Below are 16,395 nucleotides of genomic sequence, written 5' to 3' on the forward strand. Positions count from 1 at the left end.
CGACCATCAGGGGTGGGGAATGAAGACGGTGGCGATCAGGCGTGCGGGTGCGGCCGCGGTGGCTCTCGCGGCGGTCGTCGGCATCGCCGGCTGCACGGGCGGGGACGACAAGGCCGCGGAGGCTCCGGCCAAGGCCAAGCTCCAGAGCCGGGAGGCGGCCACCGAGGCCCTGACGGCCTCCTTCTCCAAGACCAGAGAGGCCAAGTCGGCCAAGGTCCACATGACCATAGCCCTGCCCGGCTCCGCCGCGGCGGGCTCGATGGAGATGAAGGGCGTCCTCGGCTGGAACCCCGGCGCGATGGACATGACCGTCAAGGGTGAGAGCTTCCAGCAGAATCCGTCCACCCCGGGCGAGGTCCGCATGATCATGCAGGACGGTGTCATCTACCTGGACATGGGGGCCGATGCCACGGCCGACATGGACGGCAAGCGCTGGATGAAGCTGGACATGACCGCGCTGGCGGAGCAGTCCGGTGACAAGGACCTGCAGAAGCAGCTCACCGGTGGCCTGGACAACATGAACCAGGACCCGGCGGCCCAGCTGGCGATCCTGCTCGAATCGCCGAACCTGAAGCACGTGGGCTCGGAGAAGATCGGCGGCGTGGACACCGAGCACTACAAGGGCTCGCTCACGGTCGCCGAGATGCTGGAGGCCGACTCCTCCCTCGACATCCTCACCCCCGAGGAGCGCGAGGAGCTGCTCGGCAACGTCGAGCAGGTCGGCGCCGAGGGCTACGACATCGAGGTCTGGGTCAACGGGGACGGCTACCCGGTCCGGATGAACGTGGGCATGGACACCCCCGAGGGGGCCGTCGCCGTGACCGCCGAGTACTCGGACTACGGTGCCGGGATCGCCGTCGAGACGCCTCCGGCGGACCAGACCGTCGACTTCATGGAGATGATGGCCGAGCTCGGCGCCGCCATGGAGGAGCCCACCGGCGGCGCGGGCGTCTGACCCGCCCGGTCCCGCCCGCGCCGCGGCCCCGGACCCCCGACCCGCCCTGTGCGGGCCCGGGGGGCCCGGGGCCGTCCCGTACGGCCCCACGGCGCCCGCGCTCCAACGGCGGCCGGCCCCGCCGCACACGCCGGGGCCGGCAGGGCACCGGGCGCGGAAGGGGCCGCGCGGAGCGGATTTGCCCGCCGGGGGCCGCTTCCCGTACGCTTCCACGGAAGCCAAAGACCGCTGGTCGTTGCCGTGCTCTCCTCCCGAGGGTCCGGTGGCCGAAGGATCCGCTCAGCAGCGGACGTCCCGCGCAGGTGACTGTGGAACACGCTCCCGGACGGCATGTCCGACCGGTCGAGCCACGCCCCGTGCACCTGTGCCCGGGGCGTTCGTGTTGTTCAGCCCCTTCTGAGCGGTCCTCATCACCCGGAAGGAGGCCGACGCTCATGGCAAGGCCCGACAAGGCTGCCGCGGTGGCCGAGCTCGCGGAGCAGTTCCGCAGCTCGAACGCCGCCGTGCTGACCGAGTACCGGGGTCTCACCGTGGCTCAGCTCAGGGAGCTGCGCCGTGCCCTCGGTGAGAACACCCAGTACGCCGTGGTGAAGAACACGCTGACCAAGATTGCGGCCCGTGAGGCCGGGATCGACACGCTCGAGGACCAGCTTTTCGCGGGTCCGACGGCGGTCGCCTTCGTCACCGGTGACCCGGTGGAGTCGGCGAAGGGTCTTCGTGACTTCGCCAAGGAGAACCCGAACCTCATCATCAAGGGCGGCGTCCTCGACGGCAAGGCGCTGTCCGCCGATGAGATCAAGAAGCTCGCGGACCTCGAGTCCCGCGAGGTTCTGCTCGCCAAGCTGGCGGGCGCCATGAAGGGCAAGCAGTCCCAGGCTGCCGCGCTCTTCCAGGCGCTTCCCTCGAAGTTCGTCCGCACCGCGGAGGCGCTTCGTGCCAAGAAGGCCGAGCAGGGCGGTGCCGAGTAACTCGGCTCGCGCATTGACCGCCGCCTGAGGCGACGGTCGCAGCGGGCCGACAGTACGCCCGCCTGACACACACACCCGGCACCTGCCGATCTAGTGGAAGGACCGCCATCATGGCGAAGCTCTCTCAGGAAGACCTGCTCGCGCAGTTCGAGGAGATGACCCTCATCGAGCTCTCCGAGTTCGTGAAGGCGTTCGAGGACAAGTTCGACGTCACCGCCGCCGCCCCGGCCGCCGTCGTGGCCGCCGCCCCGGGCCAGGGTGGTGGCGACGCCGCCGCCGTCGAGGAGCAGGACGAGTTCGACGTCGTCCTCACCGGCGCCGGCGACAAGAAGATCCAGGTCATCAAGGTCGTGCGCGAGCTGACCTCCCTGGGTCTGAAGGAGGCCAAGGACCTCGTCGACGGCACCCCGAAGCCGGTCCTCGAGAAGGTCAGCAAGGAGGCCGCGGACAAGGCCAAGGCCGCCCTTGAGGGCGCCGGTGCGGCCGTCGAGGTCAAGTGACCCCGCGAGTCCGATGACTCCGCGCGTGTAACACTCGCGCACTGAAGGGCGATCACCCAATGGGTGGTCGCCCTTCGGCATGGCCGGGGCGGGTGCCTTGCCTCCCGCCGTGCGGGGAGTATGGTGATCAACGCCGTGCGCCCCCTCGCGGCCGTCCCGGGCAGCCGGAACGGCAGCTCAGGGCAGGGGGCCTTGACGAACCGCACGCAGCGCGCAATTCTCAGGACGCGTCGTCACAACGATCCGTATCCGAGGCATGGATCGACGACCGAACGGGCAGTATCGATGTGCGCCTCAGGGCGCACGGGGTCGCGGAGATGAGAACAACGAGGGTCTCGAGAACCCGCACTGGACATCAGTGTGCCAAGTGGCTACACTGACCCTTTGCGCTGCCTGTTAGCTGCCCTCTGCCCGTCACCAGGGGCATGCCCATATCTGAGCATCGAGCGAAGGAACAGCCCTGACCTGGGCTTTCCCTCTCCGTGCACAGGATGGGACCGGCACGCGCGTAGTGAGTCCGAGCCCTCGGAAGGACCCCCTCTTGGCCGCCTCGCGCAACGCCTCGACCGCGAATACGAACAACGGCGCCAGCACCGCCCCGCTGCGCATCTCCTTTGCAAAGATCAAGGAGCCCCTCGAGGTTCCGAACCTCCTTGCGCTCCAGACCGAGAGCTTCGACTGGCTGCTCGGCAACGCCGCATGGAAGGCTCGTGTCGAGGCGGCTCTGACAAGCGGACAGGACGTCCCCACCAAGTCCGGTCTGGAGGAGATCTTCGAGGAGATCTCCCCGATCGAGGACTTCTCCGGGTCGATGTCGCTGACCTTCCGCGACCACCGCTTCGAGCCTCCGAAGAACTCCATCGACGAGTGCAAGGAGCGCGACTTCACCTACGCCGCGCCGCTCTTCGTCACGGCCGAGTTCACCAACAACGAGACCGGCGAGATCAAGTCCCAGACGGTCTTCATGGGCGACTTCCCGCTCATGACCAACAAGGGCACCTTCGTGATCAACGGCACCGAGCGTGTCGTGGTCTCGCAGCTGGTCCGGTCGCCGGGCGTGTACTTCGACTCCTCCATCGACAAGACGTCCGACAAGGACATCTACACCGCCAAGATCATCCCCTCCCGGGGTGCCTGGCTGGAGATGGAGATCGACAAGCGCGACATGGTCGGTGTGCGCATCGACCGCAAGCGCAAGCAGTCCGTCACCGTCCTGCTCAAGGCGCTCGGCTGGACCACCGAGCAGATCCTGGAGGAGTTCGGCGAGTACGAGTCCATGCGCGCCACCCTGGAGAAGGACCACACCCAGGGCCAGGACGACGCACTGCTCGACATCTACCGCAAGCTGCGCCCGGGCGAGCCGCCGACCCGCGAGGCCGCGCAGACGCTGCTGGAGAACCTGTACTTCAACCCGAAGCGCTACGACCTGGCCAAGGTCGGCCGCTACAAGGTCAACAAGAAGCTCGGCGCGGACGAGCCGCTGGACGCCGGCGTGCTCACCACCGACGACGTCATCGCCACGATCAAGTACCTGGTCAAGCTGCACGCCGGCGAGACCGAGACGATCGGCGAGAACGGCACCGAGATCGTCGTCGAGACCGACGACATCGACCACTTCGGCAACCGCCGCCTGCGCAACGTCGGCGAGCTGATCCAGAACCAGGTCCGCACGGGTCTCGCCCGTATGGAGCGCGTCGTGCGCGAGCGCATGACCACCCAGGACGTCGAGGCGATCACGCCGCAGACCCTGATCAACATCCGGCCGGTCGTCGCCTCCATCAAGGAGTTCTTCGGCACCAGCCAGCTGTCGCAGTTCATGGACCAGAACAACCCGCTGTCGGGTCTCACCCACAAGCGCCGCCTCTCGGCGCTCGGCCCGGGTGGCCTCTCGCGTGAGCGGGCCGGCTTCGAGGTCCGTGACGTGCACCCCTCGCACTACGGCCGCATGTGCCCGATCGAGACGCCCGAAGGCCCGAACATCGGTCTGATCGGCTCGCTCGCCTCCTACGGCCGCGTCAACGCCTTCGGCTTCGTGGAGACCCCGTACCGCAAGGTCGTCGACGGCCAGGTCACCGACGAGGTCGACTACCTGACCGCCGACGAGGAGGACCGCTTCGTCATCGCCCAGGCGAACGCCACCCTGGGCGAGGACCTCCGCTTCGCCGAGGCCCGCGTCCTGGTGCGCCGCCGCGGCGGCGAGGTCGACTACGTGCCGCCGGCCGAGGTCGACTACATGGACGTCTCGCCGCGCCAGATGGTGTCCGTCGCCACCGCGATGATCCCCTTCCTGGAGCACGACGACGCCAACCGCGCGCTCATGGGCGCGAACATGATGCGCCAGGCCGTCCCGCTCATCAAGGCGGAGGCCCCGCTCGTCGGCACCGGCATGGAGTACCGCTGCGCCACCGACGCCGGCGACGTCATCAAGGCCGAGAAGGACGGTGTCATCCAGGAGGTCTCGGCCGACTACGTCACCGTCGCCAACGACGACGGCACGTACACCACGTACCGGGTCGCCAAGTTCTCCCGCTCCAACCAGGGCACCTCGGTCAACCAGAAGGTCGTCGTCTCCGAGGGCGACCGCGTGATCGAGGGCCAGGTCCTGGCCGACGGCCCCGCCACCGAGAACGGCGAGATGGCGCTCGGCAAGAACCTGCTCGTGGCGTTCATGCCGTGGGAGGGCCACAACTACGAGGACGCGATCATCCTGTCGCAGCGCCTCGTGCAGGACGACGTCCTCTCCTCGATCCACATCGAGGAGCACGAGGTCGACGCCCGCGACACCAAGCTGGGCCCCGAGGAGATCACCCGGGACATCCCGAACGTCTCCGAGGAGGTCCTCGCCGACCTCGACGAGCGCGGCATCATCCGCATCGGTGCCGAGGTCGTCGCCGGCGACATCCTCGTCGGCAAGGTCACCCCGAAGGGCGAGACCGAGCTGACGCCCGAGGAGCGCCTGCTCCGCGCGATCTTCGGCGAGAAGGCGCGCGAGGTCCGCGACACCTCGCTGAAGGTGCCCCACGGCGAGACCGGCAAGGTCATCGGCGTGCGCGTCTTCGACCGCGAGGAGGGCGACGAGCTGCCCCCGGGCGTGAACCAGCTGGTCCGCGTCTACGTCGCCCAGAAGCGCAAGATCACCGACGGTGACAAGCTCGCCGGCCGCCACGGCAACAAGGGCGTCATCTCCAAGATCCTCCCGATCGAGGACATGCCCTTCCTGGAGGACGGCACCCCGGTCGACATCATCCTCAACCCGCTGGGTGTCCCGTCCCGGATGAACCCCGGGCAGGTCCTGGAGATCCACCTCGGCTGGCTCGCCAGCCGCGGCTGGGACGTCTCCGGCCTCGCGGACGAGTGGGCGCAGCGCCTCCAGGCGATCGGCGCCGACGACGTCGCCCCCGGCACCAACGTCGCGACCCCGGTCTTCGACGGTGCCCGCGAGGACGAGCTGGCCGGTCTGCTCCAGCACACCATCCCGAACCGCGACGGCGAGCGCATGGTGCTCCCGTCCGGCAAGGCGCGCCTGTTCGACGGCCGCTCCGGCGAGCCGTTCCCGGACCCGATCTCCGTCGGGTACATGTACATCCTCAAGCTCCACCACTTGGTCGACGACAAGCTGCACGCGCGCTCGACCGGTCCCTACTCGATGATCACCCAGCAGCCGCTGGGTGGTAAGGCCCAGTTCGGTGGCCAGCGGTTCGGTGAGATGGAGGTGTGGGCGCTGGAGGCGTACGGCGCCGCCTACGCGCTCCAGGAGCTGCTGACGATCAAGTCCGACGACGTGACCGGCCGTGTGAAGGTCTACGAGGCCATCGTCAAGGGCGAGAACATCCCCGAGCCCGGCATTCCCGAGTCCTTCAAGGTGCTCATCAAGGAAATGCAGTCGCTCTGCCTCAACGTGGAGGTGCTGTCCTCGGACGGCATGTCCATCGAGATGCGTGACACGGACGAGGACGTCTTCCGCGCCGCGGAGGAGCTCGGTATCGACCTGTCCCGGCGCGAGCCGAGCAGCGTCGAAGAGGTCTGACGGGCCCGGCGGGGGCTCCGGGAGGAGCCCCCGCCGCCCCGGGACCGTTCAGACCATGATTGAGACACGACCCCGAAAGAGGGATTGACGAAAAAGTGCTCGACGTCAACTTCTTCGACGAGCTGCGGATCGGCCTGGCCACCGCGGACGACATCCGGACCTGGTCCCACGGTGAGGTCAAGAAGCCGGAGACCATCAACTACCGCACCCTGAAGCCGGAAAAGGACGGGCTCTTCTGCGAGAAGATCTTCGGCCCCACCCGGGACTGGGAGTGCTACTGCGGCAAGTACAAGCGCGTCCGCTTCAAGGGCATCATCTGTGAGCGCTGCGGCGTCGAGGTGACCCGCGCCAAGGTGCGCCGTGAGCGGATGGGCCACATCGAGCTGGCCGCCCCCGTCACCCACATCTGGTACTTCAAGGGCGTCCCGTCGCGCCTGGGCTACCTGCTGGACCTGGCCCCGAAGGACCTGGAGAAGGTCATCTACTTCGCGGCGTACATGATCACGTACGTCGACGAGGAGCGCCGCACCCGCGACCTGCCCTCGCTGGAGGCCCATGTCTCCGTCGAGCGCCAGCAGATCGAGAACCGCCGCGACGCCGACCTGGAGGCCCGCGCCAAGAAGCTCGAGACCGACCTGGCCGAGCTGGAGGCCGAGGGCGCCAAGGCCGACGTGCGCCGCAAGGTGCGCGAGGGCGCCGAGCGCGAGATGAAGCAGCTGCGCGACCGCGCCCAGCGCGAGATCGACCGTCTCGACGAGGTGTGGAACCGCTTCAAGAACCTCAAGGTCCAGGACCTGGAGGGCGACGAGCTGCTCTACCGCGAGCTGCGCGACCGCTTCGGCACCTACTTCGACGGCTCGATGGGCGCCGCCGCGCTGCAGAAGCGCCTGGAGTCCTTCGACCTGGACGAGGAGGCCGAGCGCCTCCGCGAGATCATCCGGACCGGCAAGGGCCAGAAGAAGACCCGTGCGCTCAAGCGCCTCAAGGTCGTCTCCGCCTTCCTCCAGACCTCCAACAGCCCCAAGGGCATGGTCCTGGACTGCGTCCCGGTGATCCCGCCGGACCTGCGTCCGATGGTGCAGCTGGACGGTGGCCGCTTCGCGACCTCCGACCTGAACGACCTGTACCGCCGGGTCATCAACCGCAACAACCGCCTGAAGCGCCTGCTCGACCTCGGTGCCCCCGAGATCATCGTGAACAACGAGAAGCGGATGCTCCAGGAGGCGGTCGACGCCCTCTTCGACAACGGCCGCCGCGGCCGCCCGGTCACGGGCCCCGGCAACCGCCCGCTGAAGTCCCTCAGCGACATGCTGAAGGGCAAGCAGGGCCGCTTCCGCCAGAACCTCCTCGGCAAGCGCGTGGACTACTCCGCGCGTTCCGTGATCGTCGTCGGTCCGCAGCTCAAGCTGCACCAGTGCGGTCTGCCGAAGGCGATGGCGCTGGAGCTGTTCAAGCCCTTCGTGATGAAGCGCCTGGTCGACCTGAACCACGCGCAGAACATCAAGTCGGCCAAGCGCATGGTCGAGCGCGGCCGCACCGTGGTGTACGACGTCCTCGAAGAGGTCATCGCCGAGCACCCGGTGCTGCTGAACCGTGCGCCCACGCTGCACCGCCTCGGCATCCAGGCCTTCGAGCCGCAGCTGGTCGAGGGCAAGGCCATCCAGATCCACCCGCTCGTCTGCACCGCGTTCAACGCGGACTTCGACGGTGACCAGATGGCCGTGCACCTGCCGCTCTCCGCGGAGGCGCAGGCCGAGGCCCGCATCCTGATGCTGTCCTCGAACAACATCCTCAAGCCGGCCGACGGCCGTCCGGTCACCATGCCCACCCAGGACATGGTGCTCGGCCTCTTCTTCCTCACCACGGACGAGGAGGAGCGCGAGGTCAAGGGCGAGGGCCGGTCCTTCGGCTCCACCGCCGAGGCGATCATGGCCTTCGACGCCCGCGAGCTCTCGCTCCAGGCGAAGATCGACATCCGCTTCCCGGTGGGCACCATCCCGCCGCGCGGCTGGACCCCGCCCGCGCCCGAGGAGGGCGAGGAGCAGAACTGGCAGCAGGGCGACAGCTTCCGCCTGAAGACCACGCTCGGCCGTGCGCTCTTCAACGAGCTGCTGCCCGAGGACTACCCGTTCGTCGACTACTCGGTGGGCAAGAAGCAGCTCTCCGAGATCGTCAACGACCTCGCCGAGCGCTACCCCAAGGTCATCGTGGCGGCGACGCTCGACAACCTGAAGGCGGCCGGCTTCTACTGGGCCACCCGCTCCGGTGTCACCGTGGCCATCTCCGACGTCGTCGTCCCCGAGGCGAAGAAGGAGATCGTCGCGGGCTACGAGGCGCAGGACGAGAAGGTCCAGAAGCAGTACGAGCGCGGCCTGATCACCAAGGACGAGCGCACCCAGGAGCTCATCGCGATCTGGACCAAGGCGACCAACGAGGTGGCCGAGGCGATGAACGCGAACTTCCCGAAGACCAACCCGATCTTCATGATGGTCAACTCGGGCGCGCGCGGAAACATGATGCAGATGCGTCAGATCGCCGGTATGCGCGGTCTGGTGTCGAACGCCAAGAACGAGACCATCCCGCGTCCGATCAAGGCGTCCTTCCGCGAGGGCCTCTCCGTGCTGGAGTACTTCATCTCCACGCACGGTGCCCGTAAGGGTCTGGCGGACACCGCCCTGCGTACCGCCGACTCGGGTTACCTCACCCGTCGTCTGGTGGACGTCTCGCAGGACGTCATCATCCGCGAGGAGGACTGCGGCACCGACCGCGGCCTGAAGCTGCGGATCGCCGACCGCGGCGCCGACGGTGTGCTGCGCAAGGCGGAGGACGTCGAGACCTCCGTGTACGCGCGGATGCTCGCCGAGGACGTCGTGGTGGACGGCAAGGTCATCGCGCCGGCCAACGTCGACCTCGGTGACGTGCTCATCGACGCCCTGGTCGGCGCCGGGGTCGAGGAGGTCAAGACCCGCTCGGTCCTGACCTGCGAGTCCGCGGTCGGCACCTGTGCCTTCTGCTACGGCCGCTCGCTGGCCACCGGCAAGCTGGTCGACATCGGCGAGGCGGTCGGCATCATCGCCGCCCAGTCCATCGGTGAGCCCGGCACCCAGCTGACGATGCGTACCTTCCACACCGGTGGTGTGGCCGGTGACGACATCACCCAGGGTCTGCCGCGTGTCGTCGAGCTCTTCGAGGCCCGTACCCCGAAGGGTGTCGCCCCGATCTCCGAGGCCGCCGGCCGCGTGCGGATCGAGGAGACCGAGAAGACCAAGAAGATCATCGTCACGCCGGACGACGGCAGCGACGAGACGGCCTTCCCGATCTCCAAGCGCGCCAAGGTGCTCGTCCGCGAGGGCGACCACGTCGAGGTCGGCCAGAAGCTGACCTTCGGTGCGACCAACCCGCACGACGTGCTGCGCATCCTCGGCCAGCGTGCGGTCCAGGTCCACCTGGTCGGCGAGGTCCAGAAGGTCTACAACTCGCAGGGCGTGTCGATCCACGACAAGCACATCGAGATCATCATCCGGCAGATGCTCCGCCGCGTGACGATCATCGAGTCCGGCGACGCCGAGCTGCTGCCCGGCGAGCTGGTGGAGCGCTCGAAGTTCGAGACCGAGAACCGTCGTGTGGTCACCGAGGGCGGTCACCCCGCCTCCGGCCGTCCGCAGCTGATGGGTATCACCAAGGCCTCGCTGGCGACCGAGTCGTGGCTGTCGGCGGCGTCCTTCCAGGAGACGACCAGGGTCCTGACCGACGCGGCGATCAACGCCAAGTCGGACTCCCTGATCGGCCTCAAGGAGAACGTCATCATCGGTAAGCTCATCCCGGCCGGTACGGGCCTGTCCCGCTACCGCAACATCCGGGTCGAGCCGACCGAGGAGGCCAAGGCCGCGATGTACTCGGCCGTCGGCTACGACGACATCGACTACTCGCCGTTCGGCACCGGCTCCGGCCAGGCCGTCCCGCTGGAGGACTACGACTACGGTCCGTACAACCAGTAAGCGGGTCGTCCCAGACGACGAGAAGGGCGGTCACTCCCGGCAGGGGGTGACCGCCCTTCCCGCGTCCCCGGCCCGGCCCCGTGCCCGCGCGGGGAGGGGCCGGGCTCCGGCCTCGCCGGCCGGCCTCCGTCAGGGGCCCACGGGGGCGGCGGACGCCGGGACGGCGGGCGCAACGGTCCACGGGCCCTCGGCCTCGACGAGGAGCGCCGCGACCCCGTGCAGGCCGAGCAGCAGCGAGCAGCGGCCCCGGCCCTCGGCGATCGCCCGCCCCGCGCGCGGGGCCTCGGCGATCAGCTCACGAACGGTGAACGGCCCGTCGCCGAGGTGCACGAAGGTCGCCGCGCCGTGGCGGGCCCGGTTCAGCAGCACCTCGGTCGCGTCGCCCCGCACGGTGCCGGACAGCGGGCGGGCTTCCCGGGCGGGCACCAGCGCCGCACGCCAGGCACCCGCGGTGACGATCTCCACCGTGAGCGCGCCGGCGAACGGTGCGGGCGCCGGTACCCGGACGCGGGCCGGGCCGTGGCCGCGGTGCGCGAGGCGCACCGCCCGGCGCCGCCGGTCGCCGCGTCCGTGCCGGGCGCGCACCAGGAAGCCGTCCGGTGCCTCGCCCTCGAAGACCAGCAGGCATCTGCCCGTCCACCCCGGCGGGGGAGGCATCCGCAGCACCGCCGGTCCGCTGCCCTCGCTCCAGAGGGCCGGATGCTCTTCTTCCAGACGGTCGTCGGCCGCCGCGGAGGACAGCCTCTCCAGGGCGGCCTGCCCCTCGGCGACGGCCTCCGGCACCAGGCCCGGGTGCACGCGCTTCGCCCGTTCGTAGGCGTCCAGGGCCAGCTGCCAGTCCTCGGCGGTCGTGGCGTCGACCGGCAGCGGGGTCCGGGCGATCCGTTCGCCGTAGCGGGTGACCGCCGCCTCCGCGGCCCCCTGGGGGCTGCGCGCGGGGGCGGGCGGCAGCGGCACCGTGCCGCGCCTCGTACCGCCCGCCGGCCGGCGCACCAGCGACACCGCGGTGACGAGGCAGACGCCCCAGAGGGCCGCCGCCGCGGCCGCGGAGAACTCCACCACGGTGGCGAGCACCAGCAGGGCGGCCCCGGCACCGACCGCGTGGGCCGCGGCGGTGCGGGCGACGGCCGCGGCCCGCCGGGGGCCGGGCGTCCGCGCCGCCGGTGCGGCCGGGGCGGCTTCCGCGCCCGCGGGGCGCCCGGTCACGGCTCCTCCCGCTGCGGCGGTGTGCCGAGCAGCGCCAGATGGACCCGGCGCAGGGCCCGTGCACCGACGGCCAGCACCGGTGGGACGTCGGGATCCGGGAGGCCGTGGACGAGCGCCAGGACGTCCATGACGACGGCGTAGTCCTCCGTGGCGCTCGGGGGCGCGCCGGGCGCGGACACCGCGGCCTCGTATCCGCGCGCGATCTCGGCGTACTCGATCACGGTCAGACGGACGTCGATCGCGGTGTCGTCCATCGCACGAACGGTTCGGGCGCGTGGGTCGGCCATGGCGGGCCTCCTCTACCGGACGGGTCGGCTCACCGCATTGTGCGGCTGCGGAGGACCCCCGGTCAGGGGCCGGGGACGGCCGTCCTGAGCGGCGCTTCGTTGCCGGAAGTCGGCAACAGGGCGACAGGCGGCGGTGGTTGAGGCGCGAGGCGCTCCGCCGGCGCCGCCGGGGCCCGGTGCTCGCGGTGGCGCCTGCGGTGACGTCCCCGCGGCGGATGCCGCGCAGGGCGGCGACGGCCCGCAGGCCCCGCGCCCGCAGCCCTCGGCCCCCGGCCCCGGGCTGTCCGCGGCGGTCCCGCGCGCGGGGGTCCGGGCGGTCCCGGGGCCTGCCCACCGGGAGGCCGCCGGCCCGCCGCGTGACCCGGGGTTCCGGGCGGGCCGGGGACCGCTCCGCCAGGAGCCGGTCCGGGGGCGGGAGGCGCCGGCTGCGCCGCCCGGACGGCCGCCGAGCCGCGCCCGTCCGGAGCGGCCCGGGCGGCCGGGTGGCGCGTACGCCCTCGCCGTCCGGAGTGGTCCGGGCGGCCCGGTGGCGCGCACGCCCTCCGGCGTGCTCCCGCCCCCGTGGGGTGCCCGCCCTGGTCCCGAGGGGGCTTCCGTGCCGCCTGGTCCCGAGGGGGCTTCCGTGCCGCCGGTGGCGGCAGCGCGGCCCCGTCGGGAGCCGGGCCGCCGATCACCCCCGTCGGGTGCGGCACCCTGCGCAGCGGGCGCCTCCCCCCGGGCGCGGGCCGCCGATCGGGTGACGGTGCTGCTCCGCCCGGCGGGCTGCCGGGGGCGCGCGAGCGGCCCCGGGCGCCGCCCGGGGGCGGATCCCCGCCCCGTGCAACGGGCAGCGCCTTGCGTGGCGGGCAGCGCCTTCGGCGCGCTGTCCCGGGCGGCTCCCAGGCGCCCCGCCCCGGGCCGGGCGGGGCACCGGCCCCGAGCGGCCCGGGCCCGGGGGCCCCCGCTCCGGGCCCCCGCGGGCACCGGGCCCGGCTCCGCCCGGGGGCGCGACGGCCGTGCCCTGCCGGAGCCGGGCCGCGACGGGCGGTGACGGCGTCTGCCTCCCTGCTCGGGGCCGGGTTCCCGAGGGCGCGGGCCGACTCCGTCGCGCCGGGGCATTTGTTTTGACCGATGTCCGTACGGTAGGTACGCTCAGACCTTGTGCCTGGGGTGTGCCCGGGCTCGCGTGCGTGTCCTCAACCGCAGTGCGAGTCCGACAAAGGCCACCGCAATCTGCGTCCGTTGCCGCTCTCCGCGGGCGTCCGCAGTATTCGACACACCCGACCGCGTGGGTCGGCAACGTTCCAGGTTAGCTTCACTGACGGCACACAGAAACCGGAGAAGTAGTGCCTACGATCCAGCAGCTGGTCCGCAAGGGCCGGCAGGACAAGGTCGAGAAGAACAAGACGCCCGCACTCGAGGGTTCTCCTCAGCGTCGCGGCGTCTGCACGCGTGTGTTCACGACCACCCCGAAGAAGCCGAACTCGGCCCTCCGTAAGGTCGCGCGTGTGCGTCTGACCTCCGGTATCGAGGTCACGGCCTACATCCCGGGTGAGGGACACAACCTGCAGGAGCACTCCATCGTGCTCGTGCGCGGCGGCCGTGTGAAGGACCTGCCGGGTGTTCGCTACAAGATCATCCGCGGCTCCCTCGACACCCAGGGTGTCAAGAACCGCAAGCAGGCCCGCAGCCGCTACGGCGCCAAGAAGGAGAAGTAAGAATGCCTCGTAAGGGCCCCGCCCCGAAGCGCCCGGTCATCATCGACCCGGTTTACGGCTCCCCTCTGGTGACCTCGCTCATCAACAAGATCCTGCTGAACGGCAAGCGCTCCACCGCCGAGCGGATCGTCTACGGCGCCATGGAGGGTCTTCGCGAGAAGACCGGCGCCGACCCGGTCATCACCCTGAAGCGCGCCCTCGAGAACGTCAAGCCCTCCCTCGAGGTCAAGTCCCGCCGCGTCGGTGGTGCCACCTACCAGGTGCCGATCGAGGTCAAGCCCGGTCGCGCCTCCACCCTCGCGCTGCGCTGGGTCGTCGGCTACTCCCGCGCCCGTCGCGAGAAGACCATGACCGAGCGCCTGATGAACGAGCTGCTGGACGCCTCGAACGGCCTCGGCGCCTCGGTCAAGAAGCGCGAGGACACGCACAAGATGGCCGAGTCCAACAAGGCCTTCGCGCACTACCGCTGGTAGTCGCACCCACATCGAGACCGAGAGAAGACTGAAGCCTTATGGCTACCACTTCGCTTGACCTGGCCAAGGTGCGCAATATCGGCATCATGGCCCACATCGACGCGGGCAAGACGACGACCACCGAGCGCATCCTGTTCTACACCGGTGTGAGCTACAAGATCGGTGAGGTCCACGACGGCGCCGCCACGATGGACTGGATGGAGCAGGAGCAGGAGCGTGGCATCACGATCACGTCCGCTGCGACCACCTGCCACTGGCCGCTCGCCAACGTCGACCACACGATCAACATCATCGACACCCCGGGCCACGTCGACTTCACGGTCGAGGTGGAGCGTTCGCTCCGCGTGCTCGACGGTGCCGTGACCGTGTTCGACGGTGTGGCCGGCGTGGAGCCGCAGTCCGAGACGGTGTGGCGCCAGGCCGACCGCTACGGCGTGCCCCGCATCTGCTTCGTCAACAAGCTCGACCGCACCGGTGCCGAGTTCCACCGCTGTGTCGACATGATCAGCGACCGCCTGGGCGCGGTGCCGATCGTCATGCAGCTCCCGATCGGTGCCGAGGCCGACTTCAAGGGCGTCATCGACCTCGTGACGATGAAGGCCCTCGTCTGGTCCGCCGAGGCGTCGAAGGGCGAGATGTACGACACCGTCGACATCCCGGCCACGCACGCCGAGGCCGCCGAGGAGTGGCGCGGCAAGCTCCTGGAGACGGTCGCCGAGAACGACGAAGAGATCATGGAGCTGTACCTGGAGGGCAACGAGCCCACCGAGGAGCAGCTGTACACCGCGATCCGTCGTATCACCATCGCGTCCGGCGTCTCCAAGGACGCCACCGTCACCCCGGTGTTCTGCGGCACCGCGTTCAAGAACAAGGGCGTCCAGCCCCTGCTCGACGCGGTCGTGCGCTACCTGCCGTCGCCCCTGGACGTCGAGGCCATCGAGGGCCACGACGTCAAGGACGCGGACACGGTCGTCAAGCGCCGTCCGTCCGACGAGGAGCCGCTGTCGGCCCTCGCGTTCAAGATCGCGAGCGACCCGCACCTCGGCAAGCTCACCTTCGTCCGGATCTACTCCGGTCGCCTGGACTCCGGCACCGCGGTGCTGAACTCCGTCAAGGGCAAGAAGGAGCGCATCGGCAAGATCTACCGCATGCACGCGAACAAGCGTGAGGAGATCGACTCGGTGGGCGCCGGCGACATCGTCGCCGTCATGGGCCTGAAGCAGACCACCACCGGTGAGACGCTGTGCGACGACAAGAACCCGGTGATCCTGGAGTCCATGGACTTCCCGGCGCCGGTGATCCAGGTCGCGATCGAGCCCAAGTCCAAGGGTGACCAGGAGAAGCTGGGTGTCGCCATCCAGCGTCTCGCGGAGGAGGACCCCTCCTTCCAGGTTCACTCGGACGAGGAGACCGGCCAGACCATCATCGGCGGTATGGGCGAGCTGCACCTCGAGGTGCTGGTCGACCGCATGCGCCGTGAGTTCCGGGTCGAGGCCAACGTCGGCAAGCCGCAGGTCGCGTACCGCGAGACGATCCGCAAGGCCGTCGAGCGCGTGGACTACACCCACAAGAAGCAGACCGGTGGTACCGGTCAGTTCGCCAAGGTGCAGATCGCGATCGAGCCCATCGAGGGCGGCGACGCCGCGTACGAGTTCGTCAACAAGGTCACCGGTGGCCGCATCCCCAAGGAGTACATCCCCTCGGTGGACGCGGGTGCGCAGGAGGCCATGCAGTTCGGCATCCTGGCCGGCTACGAGATGACCGGCGTGCGCGTCACCCTCATCGACGGTGGCTACCACGAGGTCGACTCCTCCGAGCTCGCGTTCAAGATCGCCGGTTCGCAGGCCTTCAAGGAGGCCGCGCGCAAGGCCAGCCCCGTGCTCCTGGAGCCGATGATGGCCGTCGAGGTCACCACGCCCGAGGACTACATGGGCGAGGTCATCGGTGACATCAACTCCCGCCGTGGACAGATCCAGTCCATGGAGGAGCGGATGAACGCCCGGATCGTCAAGGGCCTCGTGCCGCTCTCGGAGATGTTCGGCTACGTCGGAGACCTCCGCAGCAAGACCTCGGGTCGCGCAAGCTACTCGATGCAGTTCGACTCCTACGCCGAGGTTCCCCGGAACGTCGCCGAGGAGATCATCGCGAAGGCCAAGGGCGAGTAACCCACCCGGGTTCACGCTTTAGGCTTGACACCGTCCGCCGGGGTTCGCCCCGAGACCTTCGGGTCGAACCCCCGGCGGTCGGCTTCCCAGCAAAGATCACCTGGCGCCGATGAGTAAGG

The 16,395-nt window shown here is 69.7% G+C and carries 10 protein-coding genes; 8 read left to right on the forward strand and 2 right to left on the reverse strand.

Features of this window, described 5'->3' with window-relative positions:
* Positions 1–19: 19 nt before the first annotated feature.
* The 5 genes from ACGF15_RS16785 (at position 20) to ACGF15_RS16805 (ending at position 10,448) form a co-directional block, all read left to right on the forward strand.
* Positions 20–955 (forward strand): hypothetical protein, encoded by a 936-nt coding sequence (locus ACGF15_RS16785; RefSeq protein WP_392799714.1) that lies wholly within the window; start codon positions 20–22, stop codon positions 953–955.
* Positions 956–1,389: 434 nt separating this feature from the next.
* Positions 1,390–1,923: a 50S ribosomal protein L10 gene (rplJ, locus tag ACGF15_RS16790; protein WP_256525428.1), complete on the forward strand. Its 534-nt coding sequence runs from the start codon at positions 1,390–1,392 to the stop codon at positions 1,921–1,923.
* Between the two features lie 110 nt (positions 1,924–2,033).
* Positions 2,034–2,423, forward strand: a complete 390-nt coding sequence (gene rplL / locus ACGF15_RS16795; RefSeq protein WP_256525429.1) for a 50S ribosomal protein L7/L12 — start codon at positions 2,034–2,036, stop codon at positions 2,421–2,423.
* A 541-nt stretch (positions 2,424–2,964) separates the two neighbouring features.
* Positions 2,965–6,450 carry a DNA-directed RNA polymerase subunit beta gene (rpoB, locus tag ACGF15_RS16800; RefSeq protein ID WP_256525430.1) on the forward strand — a complete coding sequence of 1,162 codons (3,486 nt, stop codon included), beginning with the start codon at positions 2,965–2,967 and terminating at the stop codon, positions 6,448–6,450.
* A 95-nt stretch (positions 6,451–6,545) separates the two neighbouring features.
* The gene (locus tag ACGF15_RS16805; RefSeq protein WP_256525431.1) at positions 6,546–10,448 is read left to right on the forward strand and encodes a DNA-directed RNA polymerase subunit beta'; all 3,903 of its coding nucleotides are present in this window, start codon (positions 6,546–6,548) and stop codon (positions 10,446–10,448) included.
* A 129-nt stretch (positions 10,449–10,577) separates the two neighbouring features.
* Here the strand turns inward: ACGF15_RS16805 and ACGF15_RS16810 are convergent, their stop codons facing one another.
* The gene (locus ACGF15_RS16810) at positions 10,578–11,654 is read right to left on the reverse strand and encodes a hypothetical protein (RefSeq protein ID WP_392799719.1); all 1,077 of its coding nucleotides are present in this window, start codon (positions 11,652–11,654) and stop codon (positions 10,578–10,580) included.
* Positions 11,651–11,908, reverse strand: a complete 258-nt coding sequence (locus tag ACGF15_RS16815; RefSeq protein ID WP_345614469.1) for a hypothetical protein — start codon at positions 11,906–11,908, stop codon at positions 11,651–11,653. The genes ACGF15_RS16810 and ACGF15_RS16815 overlap by 4 nt, the downstream gene beginning before the upstream one ends.
* A 1,358-nt stretch (positions 11,909–13,266) precedes the next feature.
* Here ACGF15_RS16815 and rpsL point away from each other — a divergent pair.
* Genes rpsL through fusA form a run of 3 tightly spaced genes read left to right on the forward strand, consistent with a single transcriptional unit; the run spans position 13,267 to position 16,276 of the window.
* Positions 13,267–13,638 carry a 30S ribosomal protein S12 gene (gene rpsL, locus ACGF15_RS16820; RefSeq protein ID WP_003948652.1) on the forward strand — a complete coding sequence of 124 codons (372 nt, stop codon included), beginning with the start codon at positions 13,267–13,269 and terminating at the stop codon, positions 13,636–13,638.
* A 2-nt stretch (positions 13,639–13,640) separates the two neighbouring features.
* Positions 13,641–14,111, forward strand: a complete 471-nt coding sequence (rpsG, locus tag ACGF15_RS16825) for a 30S ribosomal protein S7 (RefSeq protein WP_006347241.1) — start codon at positions 13,641–13,643, stop codon at positions 14,109–14,111.
* A 38-nt stretch (positions 14,112–14,149) separates the two neighbouring features.
* A complete protein-coding gene (gene fusA, locus ACGF15_RS16830) occupies positions 14,150–16,276 on the forward strand; it encodes an elongation factor G (RefSeq protein ID WP_345614470.1) in 2,127 nt (708 codons plus the stop codon).
* The last annotated feature ends 119 nt before the right edge of the window (positions 16,277–16,395 follow it).

Source organism: Streptomyces sp. NPDC048001 (assembly GCF_043203115.1).
Classification (GTDB): Bacteria; Actinomycetota; Actinomycetes; order Streptomycetales; family Streptomycetaceae; genus Streptomyces; species Streptomyces sanyensis.